Below are 11,063 nucleotides of genomic sequence, written 5' to 3' on the forward strand. Positions count from 1 at the left end.
TTTCTGATTGGGGGTGGGGTTGACTGGATTTTGGACTTTAGGTGATTATCTCAATAATTCTGGCGAATCTGCAAGGACTTTTTTTGCATACCAATTAAAAAGCGCCTGGGAGTGTTGCCGTGTTTCCACCCCAAACGCTTTTTATTTTTAACTTGCTCCTCACACAATTAGATAATATCACTGCTTCTATCAAAAGGGGAGTATATTGAGTGACACTTTCAAAACTGCACCTACAATCCAATTTTTATATTTCTATATATAAATTAAAAAATGCCTGGGAGTGTTGCCGTGTTTCCACCCCAGGCATTTTTTATTCTCAACTTGCTCCTCACACACAAATAAAGATTATCACTACTTCTATCAAATGGCAAGTATATTGAGTGAAATTTTTGACAAATTAAAAAGCGCTTGGGAGTGTTGCCGTGTTTCCACCCCAGGCGCTTTTTACTTTTAACTTGCTCCTCACACACGACTAAAACATATCATTAATTCAATCAAAAAGCAAGCATATTGTGTGACACTTTATAAACTGCACACCTAATGAGCAATAATTTAGTGTAAAAAGTGACGTACCCCAGTTAAGACCATCACCAAACCCAGTTCGTTAGCAGCAATGATAGAATCTTTATCGCGCAAACTTCCCCCTGGTTGGACAATAGCTGTAATTCCTGCTGCTGCGGCTGTTTTCACAGAATCATCGAAGGGGAAGAATCCATCGCTGGCGAGAGTTGCACCTTTGGCTTTTTCTTGAGCTTGTTCTAGGGCAATTTTAACTGAGCCGACGCGGTTCATTTGACCAGCACCTACTCCTAGTGTAGTGCGATCGCTTGTCACAACAATGGCATTAGATTTAACATGTTTGCAAACTTTCCACGCAAACAGCAATTCGGCTAATTCGTCGGGTGTGGGTTGACGTTCGGTGACTATTTGCCATTGACTGGTATCAGCAATCACGTCATCACTAGCTTGGACAAGGAAACCACCTGCGATCGCTTTCACTGTATCCTTAGGGCCACTGCTCAAATCAGCTAGAGTCAAAACCCGCACGTTAGATTTTTTGGCAAGGATTTCTTGAGCTTCTGCATCACAACTTGGTGCAACCACACATTCTAAAAATGTTTTAGTTAACTCGCTAGCTGTAGCTGCATCAATTGGGCGGTTGAGCGCGACAATACCACCAAAGGCAGAAGTAGAATCAGCGTTGAAAGCTTTTTGGTAAGCTTCTGAAATAGTGCTTCCCAATGCCGTACCACAGGGATTTGTATGTTTGATAATTGTTGCAGCTGGAGTATCAGTGAATTCAGCAATAATTCGGCGTGCGGCTTCTAAATCAACTAAGTTATTGTAACTAAGTTCTTTGCCTTGCAGTTTTGTCGCAGATGTCCATCCTGTTGGAGTAGTACCAGTTTGATACCAGGTGGCGGCTTGATGGGGATTTTCGCCGTAACGCAGAGATTGCAATTGTGTACCGCTAAGGGTGTACTGTTGTGTTCCTGCCACGTAAGATGCGAACTGACAAGTCAGCGCTTGCGCTATCGCTTGATCATAACTAGCAGTATGTAAAAATCCTTTTAAAGCCGCCTTTTGCCGAAACTCTAGGGAAGCTTCGCCGTTATTTTGCCGCAATTCCTGTAAATACTCGTCATACTGGGCTGGATCGCATAATACAGCCAGATGGGCGAAGTTTTTCGATGATGCCCTTAGCATAGCAGGGCCACCGATATCAATTTGTTCAACAGCTTGGGATAATGTTACCCCTGGTTTAGCGATCGTTTCCTCAAAAGGATATAGATTCACCACCACTAAATCAATCGGGCGAATTTGGTTATTTTCTAAATCTGTAATATCTTCGGGAACATCTCGCCGCGCCAAAATTCCGCCATGAATTCGGGGATGTAGGGTTTTGACTCGACCACCTAAAATTTCTGGAGAACCTGTATAATCTGCAACTTTGGTAACAGGGAGTCCCGCATCTTTGAGTGCTTGGGCTGTTCCCCCACTGCTGATTAAATCAAAGTCGAATTCTTCAACCAAGCTACGGGCTAGGTCAATTAAACCAGTTTTGTTAGATACACTCAGCAGGGCTAGACGCGCCATTGATCAATTCCTTAAAAGTAGGCCAGAAGCGAAGGATCTCAAGTTTTACATAAGCCTTGGTTCACTTCAAGACTTTTCGGCATCATTCTGAGATCCGGTAGTGGCGTGGCAACAAAAGGAGGTAGACAGGTTCTCCGTAATTGAAAAATTTGGGCTAGCAAGGAGAAGAAGGTAGATACAGCGTATTTCAGGTAAATGAAGTACACGGGTAGGGGCACAACATGTTGTGCCCCTACAATATCTGTACCTCACGCCTGTTGCAATCTGCTGTAACTACTTAGCGATGTTACATTTCGCTTGTGCTTGGATTAAGCTGACTCAAGGGTGACATGAAAGAACGTCGAAACGTCAACATTTGGCGAATTTTTGGGCGTTCAAACAGCGCTAACTGCAACTTGAGAACCTAATTTACTCGAAAAATCGATTCAGGTAGGAAAAAATTATGGCAAATATCATTGGAATCAACGGGAATGATACCCTACTGGGCACTAACAGCGCAGATACGATTAATGGTAATGGTAACGACTCATTTGATCAGGACAACGATAGTCTGACTGGTGGCGGTGGCAAGGATAAATTTGTCTACAACTTAAACTATTACTCTAGTAGCAATACTGATACTATTACTGATTTCGGTGGCGTAGGTAAAGGCGTAACTCCCTCAGCAGCAGTCATTGCCGAAGTGGATACCATCCAATTCCAAGGCTATTATTTTACTCCCCAAAATCTGCTGCTTACTCAGAACGGCAGCAATCTGGAAATCACCTTTGAAGGGGAGGCTTATTCAAAAGTCATCCTTCAAAACTTCAAATTAGAAAACCTGAATAATCTGCCAGCAATTTCTTCACGACCTGCTATTGGCAATATCCTGTTTGATGGACAAACCAGCATCGCCGACAGTTTTGATGTGTTTAATGCCAACTCCACTCAAACTAACCTGTTCAATAAGAACACAGTGACATTCCTCAATGACCTTGACAACAACATTACAGGTTTAGACAACTCAAATGATGTGGTGAATGGTCAGGCGGGTAATGATAAAATCGATGGCTTGAGTGGTAACGACCTGCTGCGCGGTGGTACGGGCAATGATACTCTCATTGGTGGTGAAGGAAATGACTACCTCAACGGTGGTGAAGGGGATGACTCCCTCAACGGTGGTGAAGGGAATGACTCCTTCAACGGTGGTGAAGGGGATGACCTGTTGTCGGGTGATGCGGGCAATGACAACCTTCTTGGTGGTACGGACAATGATACCCTTCTTGGTGGTAGTGGTGACGATCGCTTGGATGTTGGTTCTTCAAATCTTGATTTTTTTGTAGGAGGCGATCAGCTGCTCTCTGGGGGTGATGGCAACGATAGTCTCTCTGCCTCAGGCTACGAAAGCCGCAACGGGAACAACAATTACTCCTCTGGTAACAACACTCTCAACGGTGGCGCTGGTGACGATTACTTGATTGTTAACTTTTCAAAAGCCAATAACCTACTCAATGGTGGTGACGGCAACGATACGTTTTTCAAGAACTTCAGTGGCAATGATACGATAGATGGAGGTAAAGGTGACGATTTGCTGTCCTATGACACCAGTGATAGTTCCTACGATATTACCGGGGGAATCACTTCGACTTTTAATACTATTACTAACATTGGCTCAATTACGCTAGGCACGAACCGAGTTAGCTACAAAGATATCGAACGATTAGAAATCAAAGGTACAGAGTACAATGACTTGATTGTGGGGAGCAACGGCAACGATATGCTCGACCCGGGCTATAGTGGCAATGATACGATAGATGGGGGCAAAGGTGACGATTTGTTGTCCTATACCGCCAATACTAGCGAGGGAATCACTTCAACTTTCGATGCTACCACTAATACTGGCTTAATTACGGAAGCCACGAGACTAGTTAGCTACAAAAATATCGAACGATTAAATATCACAGGTGGATTCGACGATGACTTGATTGTGGGGAACAATGGGAACGATACGCTCGATCCGGGCAGGAGTGGTAATGATACGGTAGATGGGGGAACAGGTGACGATTTGTTGAAGTTTTTGAACTATGGTAGCGAGGGAATCACTTCGACATTCAATGCTACTACTAATACTGGAACAATTACGGCGGGCGCGAGTCGGGTTAGCTACAAAAATATCGAGCGATTAGATATCACAGGTACATCCTACGATGACTTGATTGTGGGGAGCAATGGCAATGATACGCTCTCCACGTTCGGTAATGGCAATGATACGATAGATGGGGGCAGAGGTGACGATTTGTTGTCATATACCGCCAATAGTAGCGAGGGAATCACTTCAACTTTCGATGTTACCACTAATACTGGCTTAATTACGGCAGGCAGGAATCGGGTTAGTTACAAGAATATCGAACGATTAGAGATCGCAGGTACAGAGTCCGATGACAATATTGTGGGGAGCAATGGCAACGATAGGATAATAGGAAACTTTACTTTCTATGTCGGGTATCGTGAATATTCCAGCGTTGAGGTTATTCGTGGCAATGACACAATAGATGGGGGCAAAGGTGACGATTTGTTGATTGTCAATGATAGCGGTGATACCGAGGGCGAGGGAATCACTTCGACATTCAATGCTATCACTAACGAAGGAGCAATTACGGCTGGCACGAATCAGGTTAGCTACAAGAATATCGAACGATTAGAGATCACAGGTACACAGTACGATGACTTGATTCTGGGGAGCAATGGGAATGATACTCTCAACGGTGGTAGTGGCAATGATACTCTCATAGGTGGCAAAGGTAATGATAGCCTAATTGGAGGATCTGGTACTGATACCTTTGCTTTCAATAGTTTCAATGAAGGCATTGATGGAATTTATGACTTCAACGCGACTAATGAACTCATTCGGGTATCGGCTGCTGGTTTTGGTGGCGGGTTATCACCAGGTTCACTTAAGACAAATCAGTTTAGCATCGGAGCATCTGCAACCACTAGCACTCAGCGATTTATTTACAACGATGTTACAGGTGCATTGTTCTTTGACCAAGATGGCAGTGCGATCGCCTTTACTCAGGTACAATTTGGACAACTTTCGAGTGGGTTGTCACTAACCAAAAACAATTTTGTGGTTGTTTAATTGTGATTAGCGCTCTATCACTCTAAGCAGAGAAAATAGGAAATGGTCGGATTGCGAGGTGTCTAAAATAGCAACTCGCATCCGATTTTTCAATGCTATTATAGCCAGCGATCGCGCGTGGAGTTCTTTACCAGAGGGAGTTTGTAAACAATATTGGTACTCTGACTTTTCACGGGAAGTCTTCAAGCCTCGAAAAAACGTGACTTTTTCTACAGCCTAATTGTCAATAGCTTTAAGTTAATGAAAATAGCTAACGGAAAAATCAGGGTTTGGAAAACCCTCAAAATGGCCTTTTCCACATGCCGTGAAAAGTCAGATTGGTACTCCCGTCCTAAAAAGCTTTGGGTGCGAAAAACTACAGAAGCATCATTGGCTGGCTTTAAAATAAAGTCTTCTTGGCGGATCATGATTTCACCACTATCGTCGATGTAAATCGCGGTTAACTCAAAACTGCCGATTTGTGTTTTCCATAAATTACTTGACGACGTAGGCATTCTTTAGGCAAGCAGCAAATGCCGCTAAATACTAAGTCCACTTGAAGAGATAGGATCTATGAAAAGTGTAGAATTTTAGGAGTAAACCTCTGTCTTTACAAGCTATCACCGTTAAGAGAGATTCTCAACCCCCCGCAGGCTTAATTGTCACTTTGCATGGTTGGGGTGCTAATGCTGAAGATGTAGCATCTTTGTTACCCTTGCTCAACTTACCCGATTATCAATTTGTATTACCCAACGCACCTTATCCTTATCCCTATTCTCCAGTAGGCAGGGCATGGTATGACCTGCGAGTGGAGAATATGTATCAAGGATTGGCAGAAAGTCGGCAACTGCTAATAGATTTTTTGCAATCTTTAGAAAGTACCACTGGCGTACCTTTGTCACGCACTATTTTAAGTGGATTTTCTCAAGGCGGGGCAATGACTTTAGATGTCGGCTCAAAATTGCCCCTAGCAGGTTTAGCTATCATGAGTGGGTATTTACATCCTGATGCAGTAACGGCAGATCAAAAAGGGATTCCGCCGATTTTAATCAGCCACGGGAGATATGATGAAGTTGTCCCACTACAAGCTGCTTTGAAGGCACGAGAAACTCTAAAGTCTCTAAAAGTGGCGGTAGAATACCACGAATTTGACATGGGGCATGAAATAAATCTACAAACGTTAGAGGTGCTACAAAATTTCGTTGTAAATATAATTGCTTAGTCAGGATTACGAATTTTTTATAAATTATGGTACAAATTCTGACAATTTTCACGAAATTAATGACTTCTAATGAGTAATATATATTGGGTGGCTGCGAAAGAGCGCAACTTAACCCATGCTGAAGGCGAGTGCTGCATAAGGGAGGGGCGAGCATTATGACAACTCTAAGCATTTCCAGGAAAGAAATTGCTGCCATGACTGTGGCAGAAGTAGAAGAACTGGCTACACGTCTGGAGCTAGATAATTATAGTAATGCTTTTGAGGGTTTAAATGATTGGCATTTATTGCGAGCGATCGCATTTCAGCGCCCAGAGTTAGTTGAACCCTATATCTACCTCTTAGACTTGGAACCCTACGATGAAGCGTAGTTGAGAGTTAGGAGTTAGGAGTTAGGAGTTTTAACTATTTAGTACTAATTTTTGTAACTACTTACTCCTAACTTTTTACCATGCCTAATCCAAAGTTGAACAAGGTTCTAATTGCTGTAGGTGGCGGTATCGCCGCCTACAAAATCTGTGCATTAGTTTCGACGCTGTTTAAAACTGGGGTAGAGGTTCGAGTTATCCTCACCCGTTCGGCGCAAGAATTTATCACGCCTCTGACAATAGCCACCCTATCTCGTCATCGGGCCTACACAGATGATGATTTTTGGCAACCAACTCACTCTCGCCCGTTGCATATTGAGTTGGGTGAATGGGCAGATGTCATGGTAATTGCACCCTTAACAGCTAATACATTAGCCAAATTAGCCTATGGGATGGCGGATAATTTACTCACAAATACCGTACTGGCTTCTACTTGTCCGGTGCTGTTAGCACCCGCAATGAATACGGATATGTGGAAACAGTTATCAGTGCAGCGAAATTGGCAACAGCTATTGATCGATAGCCGATATCATGGGATGAATACAGCATCAGGATTATTAGCGTGCGATCGCATCGGTGCTGGTAGATTAGCAGAACCTCCAGAAATTTTGGCTCACATCCAATCGTTGTTACACACTCAAGGTAAACGAGATTTAGCTGGTAAACGAGTGTTAATTAGTGCTGGGGGAACGCGAGAGTATCTTGACCCAGTTAGATTTATTGGTAATCCTTCCACAGGTAAAATGGGATTAGCTTTAGCACAAGCGGCACTTCACCGAGGCGCAAGTGTCACCCTAGTACATGGCCTTGCTAATTGGGATGTACCATTAGGAGTGCAAACAATTCCTGTTGTTAGTGCAGAGCAAATGCAGCAGTCCATGCTGGAATATTTACCCAACGCTGATGTAATTGTCATGTCAGCAGCCGTTGCAGATGTGAAGCCACGAGATTATAGTACAGAGAAATTACCCAAGCGATCGCTCCCCCAAGCCTTACCCCTGGAACCAGTACCCGATATAGTCGCCCAATTAGCAAAACTTAAACAGCCGCATCAAATATTAATTGGTTTTGCAGCACAAACTGGGGATATTGTCAAGCCAGCATTAGAAAAGTTACAGAGTAAAAAACTTGATGCTATTATTGCCAATCCCATCGATCAACCTGATAGTGGTTTTGGGAGTGATAATAATCAAGCGATATTTTTAGATAATCAAGGACGGCAAGTAGCGATCGCACCTTGTTCTAAATTAGAAATGGCCCATCAATTATTTGATTTTGTCCTATTTTGACCAAGTTCCTTAGTACCGCGCCAAGACACAAAAACTTCTTTTTGCATCTTACTGATGTATTGACATTTTAAATTACATCATTTACCGATCCGATCGCCTTACCTGACACAAAAGGAAAATTCAGCTTTGTAGTAAGCTTGGAAATAGTAACATATCCCAATACAGTTCAGTTAAGCATTTCTTTCTTCTCTTCCTTTGCGTTCTTTGCGTCCTTTGCGGTAGCCTCCGGCAAGCCGATGCAGCGTCTACGTTAAAAAAATTGACTTTGACTAATATTTAAGCCTTAACTGAACCGTATTGTAACATATCCTTCTTTGCCTCAACCTTTGGTGAAAGTTGAGGTTTCCAAACGTCGCTGGTTTACTCAGTTAAAAGCTCCTAAATATGACCGTAGGAATGCCTGCTCCCCTATTTTTTGAGCGTGTTGTACGCGACTACATCAGTGATTTTGCGATCGCAGATGAGGACATTGAATCAGAGCAAGATTAAATATCCTGCCAGTGAATAAAGAGGCTACTATTGACACTCCCCATCGAATGAGTACCTTGAAGATGGGGATTCTACATTCACCCTAGTTACTTGCTCAACCAGGGTTTCCCCAAGTAGAGTAGAGGTCGCTAGTCCTGTAGCGTTACTTCCGGTCTGCCCGACCGTAGGAAAGCTTACCAATATTCAGAATGTTAATGCTTGCATTATGATCCCTCTGCAAAACACAACCGCATTTACAAACATGGGTGCGATGACGCAACCTAAAACTTGAGTTTATTGAGCTTAGTGAAACCCCAGAACAAGCCCGAAAGCTGGCAAAAATAGTGTGATTGACATAGAGATATCAAGCAGCAATTGGGAAAGGAAACTACTACCTTGAATTGGGTATAACCCGTATGCTCTATGGCTTCAAGTCACTTTTCTAGATTTTACAATATAAGTAAGACATAAAAATAACGCTTCAATTATATGAAAATACTCTCATCAGAACTAGTCCATTTGGGATTTGGCAAATATGTGCGTTCTGACCAAGTAACAGCAGTTATACCGATAGAAGAGGAGCGAGGCCCAGGGCGACGAACCTTTGTTCACGTTCAAGGGCAAAGTGATCCAATTATCGCCTCTCGCGCTGAAGATACCATCGTGCGTGATTTAGTACAGGAACCACACGAGGTTACTCAAGCCCGTCAGCAGCAGGAAATTCTTCAAGATTTATTGGTTAATTTAGCTAATGTTAATTCAACTGTGCGTCGAATTAACCGTGATGAAGGCAGTTTGGATCTTGATTTGTTAGAGCGACGAATTAAGCAAGTCCTTGAAAATTAATTGCAGAAATCAGCAAACTAAATAACGGAGAAAGATATTGCTGAATACCATTACAGACCAAGTTTCAGTATCAGATACACAAACAAGATCGCCAAGGTTGTGGATACCTGAACGGGTACTGTTTACACCTGCTGCCCTAGATGAGGATTGGGGGCAGCAGATTCTTAAACGTGTGCAGTCACTCAATTTATCAATAGAAGAACTATCACAGAACCGCCTGAAGGGTCTGCGCGGTGAATCTGAGCGGGATACTTACAACATTGCCAAGCGTACCTTAGCGGTGGTTACTGCACCACCCAGTTCTTTTAAACTGAGTCCCATCCCACCTTCTGCGGATTGGCAGTTTCACATTGCCGAAGGTTGTCCGGCTCACTGTCAATACTGCTACCTAGCTGGTAGCTTGTCTGGGCCACCTGTCATCCGCGTTTTTGCTAACTTACCGCAGATATTAGAGAACTTAGCTAACTACGAGCAACAGGGGAAAACCACAAGTTTTGAAGTTAGCTGTTACACAGATCCATTGGGTATTGAGCATTTAACTGGAAGTCTTGCTGAATGTATCCGTTACTTTGGCACTCGTAGCAATGCACATCTACGTTGGGTATCGAAGTTCGATGCTGTGGATGGATTACTCGATTTACCACACAATGGGCATACTCGCTGTCGGATGAGCGTTAATGCAGCACCGATTTCTGGTAAGTTTGAAGGTGGCACGGCATCCGTAGTATCTAGACTTAATGCATTGCGACGGTTGGCGCTACCACAAGAGCGTGGCGGTGGCGGTTATCCAGTAGGCTTGGTTATCGCGCCAATTATGCCGATAGACGATTGGCAGATACACTATAGTCGTTTGTTTGACCAGATAAACGAGACACTGGATTTTGACTGTAACCTTACCTTTGAGTTAATCTCGCATCGGTTCACACCTGGATCAAAAGAAGTGTTACAAACTTGGTATCCGCAATCAAAATTAGAGATGGATGAGGCAAAACGCAGTGTCAAGCGTAATAAGTTTGGTGGGACGAAGTACGTTTACGATAAGGACACAATGAAGGCGTTGCGTAGCTTTTTTGAGAGTGAGATTAGTAGGCGCTTTCCAAATGCTGAAATTCTTTATTGGACTTAGAAGACCACCTTGCTCAAATACAGTTTGAACTCTTCATCTGCTGAGTGCTGAGTGAAGGACAAAGTACTCATATCATTAGGACTTACGCAGAAGAGATCCCCCTAAATCCCCCTTAAAAAGGGGGACTTTGAAGGGCTTTTGCCCCCCTTTTTAAGGCTACCGTGTACACACAAGTCGAATTTCTTCTTAAATCCCAAAGATTACCTACTTAATCGCAGTGATGGTTAGGGTGGGGTAATACTAAAGCTAAAACCTTAGTAAATCAGGTTTCAAGTGAGGTTTTGAGAATTTATGCAATAAATATATTAGACCTCTTGCAAAAGTCTCTAACACCCCACCCCCAACCCCTCCCCGCAAGCGGGGAGGGGAGACAAAGCATAGCTTTGGCGGGGTGGGGTTCAAATTGTTTGATTTATGCAAGAGGTCTATTGAATTCGGGTGGTCGTTTATTGAATTCGGGTGGTCGTTTATTGAATTCGGGTGGTCGTTTATTGAATTCGGGTGGTCGTTTATTGAATTCGGGTGGTCGTTTATTGAATTCGGGTGGTCGTTT

At 43.3% G+C, this 11,063-nt stretch carries 9 protein-coding genes and 1 pseudogene; 7 read left to right on the forward strand and 3 right to left on the reverse strand.

The window, feature by feature from the left end; all coding sequences use genetic code 11:
• Positions 1-552 precede the first annotated feature (552 nt).
• Positions 553-2,097, reverse strand: a complete 1,545-nt coding sequence (gene purH, locus LC586_RS13785) for a bifunctional phosphoribosylaminoimidazolecarboxamide formyltransferase/IMP cyclohydrolase (protein WP_229485362.1) — start codon at positions 2,095-2,097, stop codon at positions 553-555.
• A 442-nt stretch (positions 2,098-2,539) separates the two neighbouring features.
• Here purH and LC586_RS13790 point away from each other — a divergent pair.
• A pseudogene (locus tag LC586_RS13790) lies at positions 2,540-5,215 on the forward strand (beta strand repeat-containing protein); the annotation flags it as partial.
• A gap of 58 nt (positions 5,216-5,273) precedes the next feature.
• Positions 5,274-5,435 carry a hypothetical protein gene (locus LC586_RS13800; protein ID WP_229485363.1) on the forward strand — a complete coding sequence of 54 codons (162 nt, stop codon included), beginning with the start codon at positions 5,274-5,276 and terminating at the stop codon, positions 5,433-5,435.
• Here the strand turns inward: LC586_RS13800 and LC586_RS13805 are convergent.
• Positions 5,425-5,709: a hypothetical protein gene (locus LC586_RS13805; protein ID WP_229485364.1), complete on the reverse strand. Its 285-nt coding sequence runs from the start codon at positions 5,707-5,709 to the stop codon at positions 5,425-5,427. The two genes, LC586_RS13800 and LC586_RS13805, sit on opposite strands and share 11 nt — an antisense overlap.
• A gap of 104 nt (positions 5,710-5,813) precedes the next feature.
• Here LC586_RS13805 and LC586_RS13810 point away from each other — a divergent pair, with 104 nt between their 5' ends.
• From LC586_RS13810 to coaBC, 3 genes are all read left to right on the forward strand, one after another.
• On the forward strand, positions 5,814-6,416 hold the full coding sequence (locus LC586_RS13810) for an alpha/beta hydrolase (RefSeq protein ID WP_438822898.1): 603 nt from the start codon (positions 5,814-5,816) through the stop codon (positions 6,414-6,416).
• A 155-nt stretch (positions 6,417-6,571) separates the two neighbouring features.
• A complete protein-coding gene (gene isiD, locus LC586_RS13815; protein ID WP_100897932.1) occupies positions 6,572-6,784 on the forward strand; it encodes a protein IsiD in 213 nt (70 codons plus the stop codon).
• A gap of 80 nt (positions 6,785-6,864) precedes the next feature.
• Positions 6,865-8,070 (forward strand): bifunctional phosphopantothenoylcysteine decarboxylase/phosphopantothenate--cysteine ligase CoaBC, encoded by a 1,206-nt coding sequence (gene coaBC, locus LC586_RS13820; protein ID WP_229485366.1) that lies wholly within the window; start codon positions 6,865-6,867, stop codon positions 8,068-8,070.
• Positions 8,071-8,701: 631 nt separating this feature from the next.
• Here the strand turns inward: coaBC and LC586_RS41880 are convergent.
• Positions 8,702-8,881 carry a zinc ribbon domain-containing protein gene (locus tag LC586_RS41880; protein WP_438822899.1) on the reverse strand — a complete coding sequence of 60 codons (180 nt, stop codon included), beginning with the start codon at positions 8,879-8,881 and terminating at the stop codon, positions 8,702-8,704.
• 146 nt (positions 8,882-9,027) lie between these two features.
• On the opposite strand from LC586_RS41880, the gene LC586_RS13830 reads away from it, so the two are divergent.
• A complete protein-coding gene (locus tag LC586_RS13830) occupies positions 9,028-9,384 on the forward strand; it encodes a hypothetical protein (RefSeq protein WP_094351476.1) in 357 nt (118 codons plus the stop codon).
• A gap of 103 nt (positions 9,385-9,487) precedes the next feature.
• Positions 9,488-10,510 (forward strand): spore photoproduct lyase family protein, encoded by a 1,023-nt coding sequence (locus tag LC586_RS13835; RefSeq protein ID WP_229485372.1) that lies wholly within the window; start codon positions 9,488-9,490, stop codon positions 10,508-10,510.
• The last annotated feature ends 553 nt before the right edge of the window (positions 10,511-11,063 follow it).

Source organism: Nostoc favosum CHAB5714, from assembly GCF_020829495.1.
GTDB classification, from domain to species: Bacteria; Cyanobacteriota; Cyanobacteriia; order Cyanobacteriales; family Nostocaceae; genus Nostoc; species Nostoc favosum.